General features: G+C 33.0%; 16 protein-coding genes. 15 read left to right on the top strand and 1 reads right to left on the bottom strand.

The window, feature by feature from the left end; translation table 11 throughout:
• The first annotated feature begins 14 nt into the window (after window positions 1–14).
• From priA to EKN01_RS04075, 8 genes are read left to right on the top strand one after another with little or no spacing between them, the layout of a single operon-like run.
• Window positions 15–2,426, top strand: a complete 2,412-nt coding sequence (gene priA, locus EKN01_RS04110) for a primosomal protein N' (protein ID WP_129045098.1) — start codon at window positions 15–17, stop codon at window positions 2,424–2,426.
• 12 nt (window positions 2,427–2,438) lie between these two features.
• Complete coding sequence (gene fmt / locus EKN01_RS04105) at window positions 2,439–3,395, top strand: methionyl-tRNA formyltransferase (protein WP_129045097.1); 957 nt, start codon at window positions 2,439–2,441, stop codon at window positions 3,393–3,395.
• Window positions 3,385–4,680 carry a 16S rRNA (cytosine(967)-C(5))-methyltransferase RsmB gene (gene rsmB, locus EKN01_RS04100; protein WP_129045096.1) on the top strand — a complete coding sequence of 432 codons (1,296 nt, stop codon included), beginning with the start codon at window positions 3,385–3,387 and terminating at the stop codon, window positions 4,678–4,680. The genes fmt and rsmB overlap by 11 nt, the downstream gene beginning before the upstream one ends.
• Window positions 4,681–4,692: 12 nt before the next feature.
• Complete coding sequence (locus EKN01_RS04095; protein WP_129045095.1) at window positions 4,693–5,433, top strand: Stp1/IreP family PP2C-type Ser/Thr phosphatase; 741 nt, start codon at window positions 4,693–4,695, stop codon at window positions 5,431–5,433.
• Window positions 5,434–5,435: 2 nt separating this feature from the next.
• Window positions 5,436–7,340 carry a Stk1 family PASTA domain-containing Ser/Thr kinase gene (gene pknB, locus EKN01_RS04090; RefSeq protein ID WP_129045094.1) on the top strand — a complete coding sequence of 635 codons (1,905 nt, stop codon included), beginning with the start codon at window positions 5,436–5,438 and terminating at the stop codon, window positions 7,338–7,340.
• A gap of 7 nt (window positions 7,341–7,347) precedes the next feature.
• Entirely contained in the window at window positions 7,348–8,238 is an 891-nt protein-coding gene (gene rsgA / locus EKN01_RS04085) for a ribosome small subunit-dependent GTPase A (RefSeq protein ID WP_129045256.1), read from the top strand.
• A gap of 11 nt (window positions 8,239–8,249) precedes the next feature.
• Window positions 8,250–8,918 (top strand): ribulose-phosphate 3-epimerase, encoded by a 669-nt coding sequence (gene rpe, locus EKN01_RS04080; protein WP_129045093.1) that lies wholly within the window; start codon window positions 8,250–8,252, stop codon window positions 8,916–8,918.
• Window positions 8,918–9,583: a thiamine diphosphokinase gene (locus tag EKN01_RS04075; protein WP_129045092.1), complete on the top strand. Its 666-nt coding sequence runs from the start codon at window positions 8,918–8,920 to the stop codon at window positions 9,581–9,583. The genes rpe and EKN01_RS04075 overlap by 1 nt, the downstream gene beginning before the upstream one ends.
• A gap of 23 nt (window positions 9,584–9,606) precedes the next feature.
• On the opposite strand, the gene rpmB is transcribed toward EKN01_RS04075, so the two are convergent.
• On the bottom strand, window positions 9,607–9,792 hold the full coding sequence (gene rpmB, locus EKN01_RS04070) for a 50S ribosomal protein L28 (protein ID WP_129045091.1): 186 nt from the start codon (window positions 9,790–9,792) through the stop codon (window positions 9,607–9,609).
• 183 nt (window positions 9,793–9,975) lie between these two features.
• On the opposite strand from rpmB, the gene EKN01_RS04065 reads away from it, so the two are divergent.
• From EKN01_RS04065 to smc, 7 genes are all read left to right on the top strand, one after another.
• Complete coding sequence (locus EKN01_RS04065; protein WP_099974901.1) at window positions 9,976–10,344, top strand: Asp23/Gls24 family envelope stress response protein; 369 nt, start codon at window positions 9,976–9,978, stop codon at window positions 10,342–10,344.
• Window positions 10,345–10,416: 72 nt separating this feature from the next.
• Window positions 10,417–12,060 (top strand): DAK2 domain-containing protein, encoded by a 1,644-nt coding sequence (locus EKN01_RS04060; RefSeq protein WP_129045255.1) that lies wholly within the window; start codon window positions 10,417–10,419, stop codon window positions 12,058–12,060.
• 65 nt (window positions 12,061–12,125) lie between these two features.
• Window positions 12,126–14,168, top strand: coding sequence for an ATP-dependent DNA helicase RecG (gene recG / locus EKN01_RS04055; protein ID WP_129045090.1), 2,043 nt, complete (start codon window positions 12,126–12,128; stop codon window positions 14,166–14,168).
• Between the two features lie 11 nt (window positions 14,169–14,179).
• The gene (plsX, locus tag EKN01_RS04050) at window positions 14,180–15,190 is read left to right on the top strand and encodes a phosphate acyltransferase PlsX (RefSeq protein WP_129045089.1); all 1,011 of its coding nucleotides are present in this window, start codon (window positions 14,180–14,182) and stop codon (window positions 15,188–15,190) included.
• A gap of 12 nt (window positions 15,191–15,202) precedes the next feature.
• A complete protein-coding gene (gene acpP, locus EKN01_RS04045) occupies window positions 15,203–15,445 on the top strand; it encodes an acyl carrier protein (protein WP_129045088.1) in 243 nt (80 codons plus the stop codon).
• A gap of 92 nt (window positions 15,446–15,537) precedes the next feature.
• The gene (gene rnc / locus EKN01_RS04040) at window positions 15,538–16,227 is read left to right on the top strand and encodes a ribonuclease III (RefSeq protein ID WP_129045087.1); all 690 of its coding nucleotides are present in this window, start codon (window positions 15,538–15,540) and stop codon (window positions 16,225–16,227) included.
• Window positions 16,228–16,240: 13 nt separating this feature from the next.
• Window positions 16,241–19,783 (top strand): chromosome segregation protein SMC, encoded by a 3,543-nt coding sequence (gene smc / locus EKN01_RS04035; RefSeq protein ID WP_129045086.1) that lies wholly within the window; start codon window positions 16,241–16,243, stop codon window positions 19,781–19,783.
• Window positions 19,784–19,794: the final 11 nt, after the last annotated feature.

Below are 19,794 nucleotides of genomic sequence, written 5' to 3'. Positions count from 1 at the left end.
AGGAGCTGAATTAAATGCCAGTAGCAAAAGTTATTGTTGATGTCCCGACTATGCAAACTAACAGACCATTTGAATACGAAATACCTACGGAACTACTGGCAGTCGTTGAACCCGGTGTTAGAGTTGAGGTTCCTTTTGGAAGAGGTAAGCGACAGGTTCAGGGTTTTGTTCTGGATGTCACTGAGACAAGTGATTACAGTGGAAAACTAAAAGAGATCGTAAGGGTAATTGACTTGAATCCTGTTTTATCCAAAGAAATGTTAGAAATGTCGTCTTGGTTAGCTGATTTAACATATTCTTTTCAAATATCATGTTTACAAATAATGTTACCTAATCTTTTAAGAGCTAAATATATTCGTTCTGTAGTACCAGTACAAGGATTCGAAAATGATCCGGAAGTTACTAAATTATTAGATAATAAAACTAGTTTAGAATTAAACAATGATATAGATAATTCTTTGATTGAAGAAATTCAAAGACTACTTGAATCTAAAAAAATTGAAATTTTAACTTCAGTAAAAAATCGTGCTAAACAAATTAAACGACAAGCTATTCAAATTAAAGTTGATAAGCACCATTTACTGGAAACAGAAGATAGTTTGAAAAAGAATGCTACTTCACAGAGAAAGTTATTAGAATTTCTTATTTCAAATTATGAAAAAAACACGTTTGAAATTAGTAGTTTGGAATCAATGGGAATATCTCGACCAGCTATTAAAGCACTACAAAAGATCAAATTAATAGATATTATTGAAGTTACAAAACTCAGAAAACCAACGGATCTAAAAAATGCTACTACTCAAAAATTAGAATTAACAAATGAACAGTTAAATGCTGTAAAACAAATAAATAATTCTATCAATCAGCAAAATGCTGAAACCTTTTTAATACAAGGTGTTACTGGTAGTGGTAAGACTGAAATATATTTGCAAACAATTGATGAAGCATTAAAAGAAGGTAGAACTGCGTTGATGTTGGTTCCTGAGATATCGCTAACTCCTCAGATGGTTAATAGGGTTTCTTCAAGATTTGGTGATCAAGTAGCTGTTTTACATAGTGGACTTTCAAGCGGTGAAAGATATGACGAGTGGACTCGTATTGAAAACGGATCAGTGAATGTAGTTGTCGGTGCAAGAAGTGCAGTTTTTGCACCACTAAAAAATCTTGGACTAATTATAATTGATGAAGAACATGAAGCTAGTTATAAGCAAGATGATAATCCTAGATATAATGCAAAAGATGTTACCCAATGGAGATCTAAGTATCATCATTGTCCAGTTGTATTAGGTAGTGCAACACCTAGTTTAGAGTCTCGTGCGAGAGCACAAAAAGGTGTTTATAAACTAATAGAATTGAAACGCCGATTCAATGATCATGATTTACCAGAAGTTAAAATTGTAGATATGCGTGATAGCGACAATGCAGCTGTTTCAGGAGATATTTCTAATGCATTGAAGACACAGTTAGATGAGATATTATCTAGGAAAGAACAAGCAATATTACTTCTAAATAGACGTGGATATTCTTCATTTTTGATGTGTCGTGAATGTGGATTTGTTTTAAAATGCCCAAATTGTGAAGTATCTTTGACCTACCACAAGGATATTCAAAGAATGAAGTGTCATTATTGCGGTCATGAAGAAAATGTTCTGGATGAATGTCCTAATTGCCATAGTGACAAGATAGGATTTTACGGAACTGGAACACAAAACGTAGAACAACAAATAAATGATATGTTTCCTGATGCTAAAACTTTACGCATGGACGTTGATACTACAAGTAAAAAAGGAGCACATGCCAAGTTATTGAAGGAATTTGAAACTCAGAATGCTGACATTTTAATTGGGACTCAAATGATTGCCAAAGGATTGGATTTTCCTAATGTTACGCTGGTAGGCGTTATTAATGCGGATACAATTTTGAGTTTGTCAGATTACCGCGCTAGTGAAAGAACTTTCCAACTAATAACACAAGTGAGTGGTAGATCTGGTCGAGCAGAAAAAAAAGGTCGAGTTATTATTCAAACCTATAATCCTGATCATTACGCAATTAAGGAAGCTGCGAAACAAGACTATGATAGTTTCTATAAAAAAGAGATGTATATACGTCATCAGGGAAATTACACTCCATATTATTTCACTACGTTATTAAGTGTTTCTCATGAGTCTGAAGGTCAGGCATTAAAGATGGCGTACTCATTGAAGAGACAACTTGTAGACTCACTATCAGAAGAGGCCATTATTCTGGGACCAAGCCCTACAATGATAGCTAGAAAACAAAATAAATATTATTATCAAATTATTGTAAAATATAAACATGAAGATAATTTTCATAAACGTTTATTAGAAATTTTAAGTGACACTCAAGCTGAGACAAAAAAAGGTTTCTCAATAGCAATTGATAATGAACCACAACATATAGATTAAGAGGTAATTTTAATGTCAACTAGTGTAATCTTCTTAGGAACTCCAGAACTGGCTAGAACAGTTCTAAAGGGCATAATTGATGCAGATAAATATAATATTCTGGGAGTAGTTACTCAACCAGATAAACCAGTGGGAAGAAAACAAGTTTTACAAAAAAGTCCAGTGAAAGAATTAGCTGAACTTAATGGTATAAAAGTTTTTCAACCTGAAAAATTATCAGGTAGTGATGAACTAAAAGAACTGATAGCTATGAATCCTGATTTTATAATTACAGCCGCATATGGACAATTTTTACCAACGTCATTCTTAGAGGCAGCTAAAATTGGCGCGATTAATGTGCATGGTTCTTTATTGCCTAAGTATCGTGGAGGAGCTCCAATTCAGTATTCACTACTTAATGGCGATAAAAAAACCGGAATTACAATAATGTATATGGTTAAAAAAATGGATGCAGGAGATATCATTTCTCAAAAAGAACTTCCTATTACTGACCAAGATGATAATGGTAGTTTATTTGAAAAATTAGCTATTTTAGGTCGAGATTTACTATTAGACACATTGCCCAAATTAGAGAATAATGAAATCACCCCAATTCAGCAAAATGAAGACGAAGTAGTTTTCTCACCAACAATAAGTAAAGAACAAGAACATCTGGACTTTTCAAAATCTGCTATGGAATTATTTAACCAAATTCGAGCATTGAGTCCAGAGCCAGGTTCATGGGTTAACTTCAATGGTGAACGTACAAAAATTTATAAGAGTGAAGTTGTAGAAATATCAACTGATCAAAATCCAGGAACTGTATATAAAATTTCCAAAAAGGAGTTTATTTTGGTTGCTGGTGATAAACAAGGTTTGTCAATCAAATCTATTCAACCATCTGGAAAAAAAGTTATGGATATTTCTAACTTTATCAATGGTGTAGGTAACAAATTAAAAGAAGGACAACAAATTATCTATGAAAACTAATCCTCGTGCGGTAGCAGTAGAGGCACTAAATAGAGTCATATACAATCAGGCATTTTCAAATATTGAAATTAATAACCTACTAAACAAATATGAATTAACTAACGTTGATTCTCGATTGATGACCAATATTGTTTATGGAGTCTTACAACATAAGTTAACTTTGGAATACCAACTAGAGCCATACATAAAAGGTCGAGTAGTTGATAGATGGATTAATACTTTGTTGTTAACTGCCATCTACCAAATGGAGTATTTAGATAAAGTTCCTGATCATGCTGTATTGAATGAATCAGTTAATGTTGCTAAACAATTTGGAAGAACTGGCGTCGGTAAATTTGTGACCGGTGTTTTAAGAAGTTACCAGAGAACTGGAAGTAGAGAGCTACCTTCTGATAATTCTCCAGAGTCACTATCTATTGTATACAGTGTCCCAGTTTGGTTAGTTAATCTGTTTATTAATCAATTTGGAATGGATAAAACACTAAGCATTCTAAAAACAATTAATGAGCCTTCAGATATATCAATAAGAGTCAATACAAGTAGAATTTCTCGTGAAGAATTAAAACAAAGATTAGAAGATCAAAATTTTGATGTGCATGATAGTAAATTATCTGAGCAAGGATTAGTTGTAAAGAGTGGAAATTTAGTTATAACTTCTGAATTTCAAAAAGGTTTATTCACTATTCAAGATGAAAGCTCAATGATGGTAGCTCCATTTTTAGATGTCAAAGAAGATAGTATAGTTCTAGACTCATGTGCTGCTCCTGGTGGTAAAACCACCCATATTGCTAGTTACTTAACCACAGGTAAAGTAATTGCTCTAGACATTCACAAAAATAAGACAAAATTGATTCGAGAAAATGCTGAAAGATTGGGCTATAGTGACGTAGTAGAGACTAAAGCACTTGATGCCAGAAAATCACCAGATGAATTTGACAAAGAGTCATTTGATCGTATTTTAGTTGATGCTCCCTGTTCAGGATTGGGGTTAATTAGACGTAAACCTGAATTAAGATATTTTAGAACACAGGAAGATTTAGATAATTTACAAAAAATTCAATTAGATATTTTGAATAATGTTTCTAGTTTATTAAAAGTTAATGGAAAGCTTGTATTTAGCACATGTACATTCGATAATGAAGAGAACGGGGATGTTGTTGAAATGTTTTTAGCAAATAATCCTAATTTTGAGCTAGAAAAAAAAGTCGATAATCCCATGAAATTATTCCCAGATGATTATTTTACGGATGGATTTTTTATTGCAAGTTTTGTCAAAAAACAATAATGGAGAACTAATATGAAATATGCATTTTTAACCGATGTAGGAAAGCAGAGAGAAAATAACCAAGATTACGTAAATGTCTTTAAAAATAAAAAAGACATTATATTTGGTATTGTCGCTGATGGTATGGGTGGACATCGTGGTGGTGATGTTGCATCTGATATGGCTGTTTCTCATTTAGGAAATGCCTTTGAAGATACAAAATTAGACACCGCTGATTCTATTCGTGAATGGATATTGGCTGAACTTAGCCGAGAAAATGACCGTATTGTCTCTGTATCAAATCAGTTTGAAGATTTATATGGTATGGGAACAACCATGGTAGGTGTATTCTTCGTTGACGGAAAAATGCTTGTTGTAAATGTCGGAGATTCAAGATGTTATGTTTTATATGAAAATAAATTAGAACAATTAAGTGTTGATCATTCCTTAGTCCATGAGTTGCTTGAAACAGGACAAATAAGTGAAGAAGAAGCTGAAAATCATCCTCAAAAAAATATCATTACTCAAACTTTGGGTGTTTCTCAGACAGTGCAACCTAGAGTAAAAGATTTCGAGATTCCTGATGATGCCATTGTGATGCTTTGTACAGATGGATTGACCAATATGGTAACACCAGAACAAATCACAAAAATTTTATCATCAAAAGGAACTCTTGAAACTAAGTGTCAAAAATTAATAAAAATGGCTAATAAAGCCGGTGGTAACGATAATATAACTGCATTATTAATTACTTCTGACAAAGGGGGTAACTAATAATGGATAAAGGTGCATTGATAAGTGGTCGCTATGAAATTATTCGTACTCTCGGTGAAGGTGGTATGGCAAATGTTTATTTAGTAAACGACACTAAATTAAACAAACAAGTGGCACTTAAAGCTCTAAGATATGATTTGCAAGATGATGAAGCTGTTAAAAGAAGATTCAGAAGAGAAGCAAAAGCAACTAGCGAATTATCCAGTCCTAATATTGTTAATGTTTTGGATGTTGGTACTACTGAAAAGGGAATTCAATATATCATTATTGATTATGTTGAAGGCCCTAATCTGAAGAAGTATATTCAACAAAATTATCCTATTCCTTATCATGAAGTAGTCGATATTATGGAACAGATAGCAGATGCTGTTTCTGAAGCTCATAGTCATGGAATTATACATAGAGATTTGAAACCAGAGAACATTCTTGTTGATACTTCAAAAGATCCCGTTCAAGTGAAAGTTTCGGATTTTGGTATTGCATTGGCTTTAAGTGATAGATCGATCACCAGAACTAATTCGTTGGTTGGTTCGGTACACTACATGTCTCCAGAGCAAATCAGAGGTGGTTCCGCAACTGAGTTATCTGATATTTATGCAATGGGAATTATTTTGTATGAAATGTTAACTAAAAAGGTTCCTTTTACTGGTGATACAGCTGTTTCTGTTGCTTTAAAACACTCCAAAGATAGCATTCCTGATCTTAGAAGCTTTGATCCTAATATTCCACAGGTACTGGAAAATATTGTCCTAAAAGCAACTACTAAGGATCCGAAACAAAGATATCAATCAGTAAAAGAAATGTCTGAGGATTTGAAAACTTGCCTTTCTCCGGAAAGAGCAAATGAACCAAAATTCATTCCTGTAGAAACTGAAGATTTGAATGAAACTAAAGTTTTAGATACTAAAGAATTAAGTAGTTTGACCAAGTATAAACCTGAAAATGGATTATCTAGGCGTAAAAAAATAGCAATTGTATCAGGTATTATTGCAGCAATTATTTTAATATTTGGCATATTTATGTTGTCTAGGTCTAATCAAGAAACAAGTATTCCAGATATCCAAAACCTTACGCTTAAGCAGTCTAAAGTTATGCTAAGTGCTTCTAATTTGAAAGTAGGTCAAGTTCAAAAAGAGAACAGTGACACTATTGAGGCAGGTCATGTAATTAAAACCATACCCGCAAAGGGCGTCAAACTTAAAAACAATTCTAGCGTAGATTTGATTGTCAGTTTAGGTGCAAAGTTCTATAAAATGCCTAATCTAGTAGGAAAAGACTACGATGATGTTTCTGACAATTTGACTAAACGTGGTTTTAAAATTAAGAAAAAATATATAACTACATCGGAATATAATGCCGGAGAAATAGTTAAACAGAGTATCAAATCAGGAACAAAAGTTAAACCTAAAGATAAGAGTCTAACTATTACGATTGCTAAATCTTCAGCTAAGACAGTTGAAACGATAACATTAAAGAATTTAGTTGGATCAACATTATCTTCGGCACAATCATATGCAGAATCAGCGGGTATTAATTTGAATGTAACTTATGATTATTCAGATACTGTTGAAAATGGAACAATAATTAGCCAGAGTCCTTCAGCAAATGCTACTATTAATCAAGGTTCAACAGTCACGGTTGTAGTTTCTAAAGGTAAGGATACATCAGCAGTATCAACTGTAAATAAAACTATCAATATTCCTTATTCTGGTGAATCTGGTGGAAGTAACAATATTGCAATTTATATAAATGATAATAATCACGATAATAATTCTCCTTACCGTACAATGGCGATTTCTTCTGATACTAGTGTTACTTTGAGTTTTAATTTAAAATCAGGAGAAACTGGAACATATTCTGTTGTTAGGGATGGTCAATCAATTATGAATGGATCGGTTAATGGATAACGAACGTATGGAAAAAACAGGAAGAATTTTAAAATCAATAAGTGGTTTTTACGATGTTTTGGAAGATGAAACTAATGAATTAATTAGAACCAGAGCAAGAGGAAATTTCAGAAAGAGAAATATAAAACCTGTTGTTGGTGATCGTGTAAAGTTTGAAAAAAGTGATGAGCTAGGATACATCTTAGAAGTTGAAGATAGAAAAAATAGTCTGGTTCGTCCTCCCATTGCTAACGTTGATCAAGCTATAGTTGTCACATCTGCAGTAGAACCAAATTTTTCTAGTAATCTATTAGATAAGATTTTATTGAATATTGAACATAACAACATTCAACCACTCATTTATTTGACTAAGACTGATTTATTGTCAGATGAGTCGTATGAAAAATTGAAACAGATTATCGAAAGTTACCATGAGGCAGATTATGTAACATTTACAGATCGTGAGTGTTACAGCCCAGAACAAATTAATAGACTAAAAGAATATTTTTTAGATAAAACAACAGTTTTTACTGGTCAGTCTGGTGCAGGAAAGTCTACGATTTTAAATTATATAGATCCTGAATTAGCCCTTGCTACTGCTGAGATTTCTAAAGCTTTGAGTCGAGGTAAACATACAACACGTCAAGTTTCACTATTTGATATAGCGGGTGGGTTAGTCGCTGATACTCCAGGTTTTTCATCATTAGAGCTAATAGATATTGATGAAGAGGAATTACCTACTTTGTTCCCTGAAATGGTTAAATATAGCCATTTATGCCAATTCAGGGGATGTATGCACTTTAATGAACCAAACTGTGCTGTAAAAGATCAAGTAGAAAAGGGTACAATTATTAAAAGTAGATATGAAAATTATTTATACTTTTTAAATGAAATTAGAAACACAAAAAAAAGATACTGATGAGGTGAATTATGACTGAAAAATTAATAGCTCCTTCAATTTTGGCAGCTGATATTATGAACTTAAAAGAAGATGTACAAATGGCTGATAAAGCTGGTGCAGACGTATTCCATATTGATATTATGGATGGTCATTTTGTACCAAATATGTCATTTAGTCCAGAAGTAGTTGCTGGTATGAAACGAGTTACAGATAAACCTTTAGATATTCATTTGATGATTGATAATCCAGATGAATATATTAAAGACCTTGTTGATGCTGGTGCAGACACAATTATGATTCATGCCGAGAGTTCTCAACATGCTTATAGATCAGTTGAATTGATCAAGAGTTATGGTGTTAAGTCTGGAATTGTTATTAATCCTGGAACACCAATTGAAGCTGTAAAATGGATGTTTCCTATTTTAGATCAAATTCTAGTTATGACAGTAAATCCAGGATTTGGTGGACAAAAGTTTATCACAAGTATGGCTAATAAAGTTCAAAAATTAGATCAATTACGCCAAACTTCAGCCGATGCAAACTTCCTAATTGAAGTTGATGGTGGAATAAATGATAAGACAATAGTACCTTGTGCTGAAGCCGGTGCTGATATATTTGTTGCTGGATCATACTTATATAATGGTGAACCTGGATTTGGTGACAGACTAGAAGGTTTAAGAAAGACTATCGCTGACTAATGGTCAGAGTAAATATTCTTTTAGGTGGACCTTCAGAGGATTACCCACAAGATTTTGTAGATAATCCCAAGGACATTCCTGGTTATTGGGCAGGAGCTGATAGGGGAAATCTGTATTTACTTCAACATGGAATAACTCCAGATCTTGCAGTAGGAGATTTTGATTCTATCGATCAAGCTGATAGGGAACTTATTGAAAGTAAAGTAAATGACGTTCACCAATATCCGCCCGAAAAAGATGACACTGATTCGGAATTAGTTATGCTAATTGCAAATGATAAATATAATGCTGACGAGTATTATATTTATGGTGGAACAAGCGGTAGGATTGACCATTTCTTAGTTAATTTATTTCTTCCATTTGATGAAAGATTTGAGTCATTCTTTGATAAGATAAAATTTGTTTCGAATACTAATACAATTGAATTTAGAAGACCAGGTTCCTATACGGTCACTAAAGAAGAAAATATGAAGTATATCGGATTTGTCGGCTTGGGTGCTGTCGATAATTTGAGTATTTTAGACGCTAAATACAAACTTTCAAATTTTAATAGTGACCATCCAATAAGTTGGGCTAGTAATGAGTTTGTGAATGATAAAATTCATTATAGTTTTGATAGTGGTGTTGTTGCCGTTATTCAATCTAGAGACAAAAAAAAAGACTAACAACTTAGTTGTTAGTCTTTTTATTATACTCGAGTAACTTTTCCAGATTTCAAAGCTCTAGTTGAAACCCAAACGCGTTTAGGCTTACCATTTACAAGAATACGAACTTTTTGCAAATTTGGCTTCCAAGAACGTTTTGATGAATTAAGAGCGTGAGAACGTTTGTTACCGAACACAGTCTTACGGCCTGTAATAATATCTTTTGCCATGGGACCGACCCTCCTTTGGCTACATGTTTTCTTTTAAAATATCACCTAAATAACTTACCATATCTAATTCTTTCTTGCAATAGACTAAATATATTGATGTAAAAACTTTTATTAGAAATGTGGCTATGATAAAATTTTATTGTTTATAACTTTGATCCATAGTGTAAATAGGAGGATCTAAAAATGACTGTTACTATTAATACAAAAAATGGTAAGATTGATATTTCAACAAATACTGTTGCTACTATAGTCGGTGGAGCAGCTTCTGACATATATGGAATTGTTGGAATGGCAAGTAAACATCAATTACGAGATGGTATGAACACAATTTTGAATCGTGAAGATTATTCACGTGGGGTTGTTATATCTCAAGAAAACGATAAATTATCTGTAGATGTTTATGTAATTGTTGGTTATGGAATTAAAATATCTGAAGTAGCTAAAAATTTAAAAGAAAAAGTTAAATATAATTTGGAATCAATGTTGGGAACACCTGCTGGTTCCATCAATGTTTATGTTCAGGGTATTAAAGTACTAGATGACATTGGTTAATATACTTACCAACCTATTTGTGGAGGATGTATTTTGAGTAAAGAGTTAATTACCAGAGATGAGTTTTCTGACATGGTACGTGTTGCTTCTCATCGATTGGAAAAGAATGCAAAGTTTGTTAATTCACTAAATGTTTTCCCAGTTCCCGATGGGGATACAGGAACAAATATGAGTTTGACCATTAAGAGTGGTTTTAAGGCTGTTAATGAATCAACTAGTAATCATGTAGGTACTTTAGGTAAAGCTCTTGCTAAGGGACTATTAATGGGAGCTCGTGGTAATTCAGGGGTTATTACTTCACAATTATTCCGTGGGTTCTCAAAAAGTATTGAAGATAAAGAAAACTTGAGTGCTATGGATTTGGCTCAAGCCTTCGATAATGGAGTAAAAACTGCATATAAGGCAGTTATGAAACCAGTTGAAGGTACAATTTTGACAGTTGCTAGAGTTGCCTCTGAATATGGAATGAAAAAGGCAAATGAAACAAATGATACTGTTGAAGTTATGAGTGCCGTAGTTGCCGGAGCAAAAGACGGTCTTGAACAAACACCGTCTCTTTTACCTGTTCTTAAAGAAGTAGGGGTAGTCGACTCTGGTGGACAAGGTCTAACTTTCATTTATGAGGGATTTCTAGAAGGACTTTCAGGTATTGCAGGTGAAGACGTTTATCAACCTGATGAGGTTGAAATGGATGAAATGGTCAATGCTACTCATCATCAATCAGTTCAAGGTAAGTTTGATACAGATGATATTGAACATGGTTACTGTACTGAAATGATGGTTGAACTAGGCGAAGGTGCAACTACCGATGAAAAATTTGACTATGAAAAAATGAGAAATGACCTAAATGAAATTGGTGATTCATTATTGGTTGTATCTGATGATGAAGTTATTAAAGTTCATGTACATACAAACTACCCTTACAAAGTTTGGGAAGAAGGACACAAGTTTGGTTCATTAGTAAAAATCAAAATTGATAATATGAAGATACAACATGAAAATATTATTGAAGAAGATGACGAGGAACCAGCAAAAGAAACTGCTGAAAAACCAAAAGAAGTAGATTTTGCAGTAATTACTGTTTCTTCAGGTGCAGGAATTACTGAGTTATTTGAAAGTTTAGGAGTAACTCATGTAATTAATGGTGGTCAAACTATGAATCCTTCTACAAATGATTTTGTGGATGTGTTGAATGCTTCAAAAGCCAAGAAAGCTATCATTTTACCAAACAATGGAAATATAGTTATGGCTGCTAAACAAGCAGTTGATTTAGTGGATATTCCCGTAGTAGTAGTAGAATCTAAGACCATATCACAAGGAATGACTGCTATGTTCTCGTTTAATCCAGAAGGTGATCTTGATGAGAATAAAGAGAATATGACAGAAGCTTTGGCTACTGTTAAGAGTGGACAAGTTACTCAGGCAATCAGAGATACTGAAATTGATGGTATTAAGATTACTAATGGTCACTTCATGGGTATTGTTGATGGCAAGATTGTCATTGATAATGAAGATATTATTGAAGCTACAGAAAAAATGCTAGATATCATGATTGATGAAGAAAGTGAAGTTATCACTATCTTAGTTGGTGAGGACGGTTCTGAAGAAGGAGCCGAGCATATTGAAGAGTATATTACTTCAAAATATCCTGATTTAGAATCAGAAATTCATAATGGTGGACAACCAGTCTATCAATATTTAGTTTCAGTGGAATAATTAGATACATCTAATTCAGTTGAATTAGGTGTATTTTCATTTTTAGATAAAGGGAGGATAGTAAAGTGGAATTAATAGATATACCTATTACATCGCTTTCTGGTGTTGGTCCCAAGAGAGTCCAGGCACTCCAATCACTTGGAATAACAAATATTTATGATTTACTTTTCTATTTTCCTTTTAGATATGAGGATATGGAAGCTAAGTCGCTAGATGAAGCGTTAGATCAAGAAAAAATTTTGATCAAAGGAATAGTAGCTAGTGATCCGGTGGTTTCGAGATTTGGATATAAAAAAACAAGATTAAATGTCAGAGTTTTAGTGGAAAACGAGTCAGTTATGATTACATTTTTTAATCAACCTTGGTTGAAGGATAAATTTATCACTGGCGAAGAGACATCAGTTTATGGAAAATGGGACGAAAACAGCCGTTCACTTGTTGGTATGAAAGTAATAACAAGTTCATCAGTAAACGACTCTGGCTTAGAATCAGTTTATTCTGTAAATAAGAATATTCATCAAAAGACTCTGATTGGATTAATCAAGCAAGCATATGAAAATTATGGAGATCAAATTACAACCCTGATTCCATCATATATTAGAGAAAAATATCATTTACTAAATGACCATGATATTGTTAAGGGGATGCACTTTCCTGAAAATGAAGAAATAAATGAAGACGCCAGGCGTAGTGCTAAATTTAGAGAATTTTTCTTATTTCAATGTGGTATCCAAGAAATTGCTCGTAAAAATAGCAATGAACAATTTGGTTTGAAACAGACATATGATAAGAAATTTATTGCAGATTTTATTGCTAATTTGAAATTCGATTTAACCAATGCGCAGTCAAGGGTTGTTGAAGAAATATTGTCAGATATGTCTTCTGAAAAGCATATGAACCGGCTGCTACAAGGGGATGTTGGCTATGGAAAGACGATTGTGGCAGTAATTGCGATGCTTGCTTCATTTACATCTGGATTTCAAGCAGCAATAATGGCACCAACTGAAATACTTGCACAACAGCATTTTGATAAGATAGCAGGAATGCTAGAACCATATGGAATTCGTACATCATTGTTGATAGGTTCTCAAACTAAGAAACAACGAGAACTTATAAACGAATCTATCAAAACTGGAAAAACCAATATTATCGTTGGTACACATGCTTTAATTCAAGAAAATGTTGAATTTAAAAGTTTAGGATTAGCTGTAATAGATGAACAACATCGATTTGGTGTTAATCAGCGAAAACAACTGCGTCAAAAGGGCGTAAATCCTGATATCTTAGCAATGACAGCGACTCCGATACCAAGAACTTTAGCCATCACAACATATGGTGATATGACTGTTTCTAAAATTGATGAGTTGCCTGCAGGTCGTAAGGAAATTAAGACTTACTGGATTAGAAATCAAAAAATTGATCAGATGTATCAATTTGTAGAGAAACAATTGAAAGATAACGCACAAATTTATGTAGTTACACCATTAATATCTGAATCTGAAACAATAGACTTGAAAAATGCCGAACTCATTTTTGAAAAATTTGAAGAACTGTATGGTGATAAATACAGGGTAGGATTACTCCATGGTCAGATGAAAACAATAGAGAAAGAGTCTGTTATGGAAAAATTTACCAATCAGAAGATTAATATATTGGTTTCTACTACAGTAATTGAAGTAGGTGTTGATGTACCGAATGCTTCGGTCATGGTAATTTATGACGCTAATAGATTTGGACTTTCACAACTTCATCAGTTAAGAGGACGTGTTGGTCGTGGTGACAAACAATCGTACTGTATTCTTATTTCAGATCCTAAAAACAAATCTGGGGTAGAAAGAATGAAAATGATGACTTCTACGAATGATGGATTTGTTCTGGCAGAAGCTGATTTAAGAATGCGCGGTTTTGGTAATTTACTAGGAAGTCAACAGTCCGGACTGCCCGAATTCAAAGTTGCTAATCCGGTTAATGATGTTAATATATTAGAAATTGCGCAACGAGAATCAAAAGAATTTTTTGAAAAAGAACAGAATGTAGATAATTTAGAAACTAAAGTGTTAAAATCTTTCTTATCCAAAGAATTTGATCAATTAAATAATTTTGATTAGTGAGGAAATATATGAAAATTGCAGTTGATGCTATGGGTGGAGATAATTCTCCAGAAGTAGTAGTTCAAGGAATTGAGCAAGCACGTAATGAGTGGAAAGATTTAGAATTTATTCTTTACGGAGATGAATCTAAAATTAAAGCTGTATTGACTGATTCTGAAAGAATTACAATTGTCCACACAGATGAAGAAATTTTAGGAACTGATGAACCTGTCAAAGCAATTAGATCTAAGAAACAATCTTCCATGGTTCTTGCAGCTACAGCTGTTAAAAATGGTGATGCACAGGCAGTATTATCTCTTGGAAATACAGGGGCACTTTTGGCTAGTGGTATTTTCATAGTTGGCCGTATCAAACAAGTTGATCGTCCTGCACTTATGCCGACACTTCCAGTTATTAATTCATCAAATGGTGTTAATATTCTTGATGTTGGTGCTAATGCTGAATCGAAGGCTTCATTTTTACAACAATGGGCCATTATGGGATCAATTTATGCACGTGATGTTAAGAAAATTGAAAATCCTCGTGTTGCTCTGCTTAATAACGGAGAAGAATATGATAAGGGTGATACCTTACATAAAGATGCCTATCAATTGTTGAAAAATACTGAAGGAATTAACTTTATTGGAAATGTAGAATCAGGTGATATTCTAGCCGGAGTTGCTGATGTAATTGTTACTGATGGATTTACTGGTAATGCTGCTTTGAAGGCCACTGAAGGAACTTCTACAATTCTTTTAAAACAATTAAAGCAAGCGTTGACTACTAATGGTATTTTTACAAAATTGGGTGCTGCAATAGTTTCACCAGCTCTAAATGATTTAAAAAAGATCTTTGATACTTCACAAGCTGGTGGAGCAGTTTTACTAGGTCTCAAATCCCCAGTTATTAAAGCTCATGGATCAGCAGATGCAAAAACTGTTTATTATACAGTTAAACAAATTAGAGAAATGATAATTAATGATACAATTAGTAAAGCAAATAAATATTTTGAACAAATAAATAAAGAAAAAGATGCTTAGTGAGGAAATAAAATGACACAAGAAGAAATTCAAACAAAATTAACAGCGATGATTGCTGACAAATTTGAGATTGATGCATCAACAATTGCACCAGAAACTTCATTTACTAACGATCTAGATGCTGACTCAATTGATCTTGTAGAACTTGTTTTGGAAATGGAAGAAGAATTTGGATCAGAAATTCCTGATGAAGATGCTGAAAAATTAATTACTGTCAAAGATGCAACTGAATATATATCTTCACATCAAAAATAAGGCTAATTGGTCTTATTTTTTTTGTAATTTAACATAATTAAGTTAAAAATTTAGTATAATTATAGCTATGTAAACTAGGAGGAGTCTGAATATTGCTTGATCAAAAATTTATAGATTTTATACACAGAGAATATGGTGTTAGTTTTAACAATATAAGTTTATTGGAACAAGCTATGACGCACTCTTCATATTCCAATGAACATAGAGAACTGGGAATTGGTGATTATGAACGATTAGAATTTTTAGGTGATGCCGTTCTAGAGATAAACATTTCAAAATATTTATTTGATCATTTTCCTGAGCTACCTGAAGGTAAGCTAACTCGTTTGAGATCGGATATAGTGAGAACAGACAGTTTAGCCAGATTCTCGAGAATTGTTGGAATTGATAAATACCTTCAAGTTGGTCGTGGTGAAGAAAAAAATGGTGCACGTCAACGTAATACTCTTCTAGAGGATATTTTTGAAGCCTTTAATGGTGCACTCTATTTGGATCAAGGAAATGAGGCAGTTATAAATTTTCTATCACAAGTAGTTTTTCCACACATTGAATCAGGAGAATTTTCCGAAAACACTGATTTTAAGACTAAACTTCAAGAGAAACTTCAAGAAAATGGTGAGATAGATATTGAATACAATATTCTAGATGAAGTCGGACCTGATCACGATAAAAAATTTGTAATCGAACTTGTTGTTGATGGTAAATCATTATCTAAAGGGACCGGTTATAGTAAAAAACATGCTGAACAAATGGCAGCGAAGGCAGCACTTGAACAGCTATAGGAGTTTTTAATTTATGGCGCTAAAATCGCTAACAATAAATGGATTTAAATCATTTGCAGATAAAACAAAAGTAGAATTTAACGGTGGAATTACTGGTATTGTTGGTCCTAACGGTAGTGGTAAATCTAACGTAACTGAAGCCATTCGCTGGGCAATGGGTGAACAGTCTGCCAAAAATCTTCGTGGAGATAAGATGGCAGATGTTATCTTTTCAGGTAGTGCAACCAAGCCAGCAATGAATAGGGCAGAAGTTTCACTAGAATTTGATAACAGTGATCAACAGTTGAAGACTGATTTAGAAAATGTTGTTATCAAGAGGAAACTTTTCCGCAATGGTGACAGTGAATTCACAATTAATAATAAAAATGTACGGTTGAAGGATATTACAGAACTTTTTCTTGATTCAGGTATGGGAAAAGGTTCTTTTTCGATTATTTCTCAAGGTCGTGTTGAGGAAATATTCAACAGTAAACCGGTTGAACGTAGATACATTATTGAAGAATCAGCTGGTGTTGCATTATTCAAGCAGAAGAAGCAACAGGCAGAAAATAAGTTGGCAGAAACAAATGACAATTTGAGTCGTGTCTCTGATATCGTTTCTGAATTATCTAAGCAAGTTGAACCATTAAAAGAACAGGCAAGTATAGCAAGAGATTATCAAGAACAGAAAACTAAATATGATGCTATTTATAAGCAATTAGTTACTCTTCAAATAAAAGATTTGTCTGATAAAAAGAATGTTTTGGATTCCGAAATTGGTGAAGTTAAATCCGCACTAGAGAAAATTGAACAAGAAACACGTAAATCAAATGTAGAGTTGAATAAAAATAGAGATTTAGCTAATAATTTGAGCCAACAAATTGATAGTGCACAATCTGATCTGGTCGAAAAGACACAACTTCTTGAAAATCTTAAGGGTAAGATTGCTATTTCTTCTGAGAGAAATGAATTTAATTCATCTACAAAAGATGAATTACAAAATCAAATTGAATCTTCTAATGGTGAAAAAAAACAATTAGAAGAAAGACTAGTAAATAGCAATAAGCAGTTAGAAGAATACAGTCAAAAAATAGAGAAGCTAGAATCAGAACTAACTGAAATTCAAAATGATCAAACTAAAACTCCTGAAGAAATGCAAGAAGTTATAAATAACCTCAGAAATGATTATGTTAATGCATTACAGGAGCAAGTGACAAACAGTAATGAACAAAAATTTACTCAAAAAGAATTAGAACGATTACAAAGAAGTTTGACAGAACAAGACAATCATTTGTCAGAGTTAAACGATGATTTATCTAGTAAAAGTGAAAAAATTGCAGATTTGAAACAAAAAATTACTGAGTTAAAAGAAGACAATTTAGATTTAATTCAGGAAGATGCAGATTTAAATCAGAAACTTAAGAAGCTAACTAGTAACCAAGAGTCTATTCAAAATAGTTATATTAAATCTATGTCTGAGTTGCGAGAATCTCAAGCAAGAAAGAGATTACTGGAAAATCTTGAGCAAGAGCATGCCGGATTTTATGAAGGTGCTAAGAATGTTCTAAATAACAAAGAAAAGATTGGTGGGGTAGTTGGTGCTGTTGCAGAGCTTATGGTTGTTCCGTCAGAGTACCGTTTGGCCATAGAAACCGTTGTTAGCAATCAATTGCAATCAATTGTAACTAATGATGAAAAATCTGCCAAGAAAGCCATAGAATATTTGCGTAGACAAAGTGCTGGTAGAGCGACGCTTCTACCAATCGATGTTATAAAAGGTCGTAAAATCAATAATTCAGATATCTCTAATGTAAAATCAGTCAATGGATTTATAGGAGTTGCGAGCGACCTAGTTAATTACGACGATAATGTAAAAAATATTATTGAAAATATTTTGGGTAATATTCTAGTTGCCAACAATATTGATAGTGCAACAGAAGTTTCTAAAAAACTAAATCGAAGATACCGAGTAGTTACTATAGATGGTAATGTTGTTAATGCCGGCGGATCAATGACAGGTGGTCAACAGCGTAAAAACAACTCTAGTTTGTTATCCAGACAACAAGAATTGCTATCATTAGAAAATCAGATCTCCAAACAAGAAGCTGTAATAGATAATTTCAAACAAGATATTGATCAAAATAAATCTGAGATTGAAGTAAGTAACTCTAGGAAGCAAGAGTTGGAAGAACGTTTAAGTCATTTTAATTCTGAAAAAGAGCAATTAGATAAAGAATTAGATACACTTGATAATGATTATCGTCATTTAAATGAACAGAAACAAATAACCGACTACAATAAATCCAAAATTCAAAATGAGTTAAGTAGTGTTGAGAAAGATCAAACTGAACAAATTAATTTATCAGTAAAATTGCAAGATGATATCAATAAAATTCAGTCTGATATTGAAGACAAACAAAAAATCATGAAAGATTTTGATTCCAAACTTTCAGTAATAAATGTTAAAGTTCAAGAAATTCAGACACAACTTGCTATCGAGAAAAATAATTTTCGTAATGAAGAATCACAGAACCACAGAATCAAAAATGATCTTCAACGTGTCAATGTGAATATTGCAAAATTAGATGAACGTATTGCTCAATTATCATCAGAGAAAAATGAACTTGATGTAAATAGTAGTGAAATAAGTGAAAAAATAGATAATTTAACTGAAGAAGTAAATCGTATTAATAAAAACCTTTCTGATTTACAAGAGCAGAGAAAGATTACAGAAGTTAAAAGTAAAGAACTAGATGAGGTTGCTCAGAGAAACTTTGATCTTCAAAGAAATGCTTCTAATCAACAGGAAGATTTAGCTATTCGTAATACTAAACTGTCCAATGAATTGGACAGTAAACTTGCAATACTTCGCGAAGATTATCAAATCAGTTTTGAAGCATCTTATGCAGAATTACCTGAGGACTTAGACGAGGAAAGACTAAAGAAGAATGCAAAATTATTAAAGACGGGAATAGATGAGCTGGGGACTGTTAACCTATCTTCTATTGAAGAATATGATAAAGTTAAAGATCGATATGAATTTTTAACTAATCAACAAAATGATTTGGTTTCTGCACGTAAACAGTTACTGGATAATATGTCTGAGATAGATGATGTTGTAACAACTAGATTCAAACAAACATTTGATGAAATTGAAGCGACATTTGAAGTTATTTTCCCTGAGATGTTTGCTGGTGGAAAAGCAAGATTAGAATTAACCGATCCAGAAAACTTATTAGAAACAGGAATTGAAATTGTAGCTCAGCCACCTGGAAAGAAATTCCAAAGATTAAGTCTGTTATCTGGTGGAGAAAAGGCATTAACTGCAATTGCGTTACTATTTTCTATTATAAAAGTTAACCCAGTACCTTTCTGTATACTGGATGAGGTTGAAGCTTCTCTTGATGATGCAAATGTTTACCGTTTTGCAAATTATTTAAATCGTTATGATGATAATACAGAATTTATTGTTATTACCCACAGAAAGGGTACAATGATGAACGTAAATCGATTATATGGTGTAACAATGGAAGGATCCGGGGTTTCTAAAATCCTTTCTGTAAAAGTACAAGAATAAGGAGAAAACCT

The sequence above is a fragment of the Companilactobacillus metriopterae genome (assembly GCF_004117915.1).
In the GTDB taxonomy this organism is placed as follows: Bacteria; Bacillota; Bacilli; order Lactobacillales; family Lactobacillaceae; genus Companilactobacillus; species Companilactobacillus metriopterae.
Note: the sequence above shows the minus strand (reverse complement) of the source record. Positions and strands in the feature narration are given on the sequence as shown.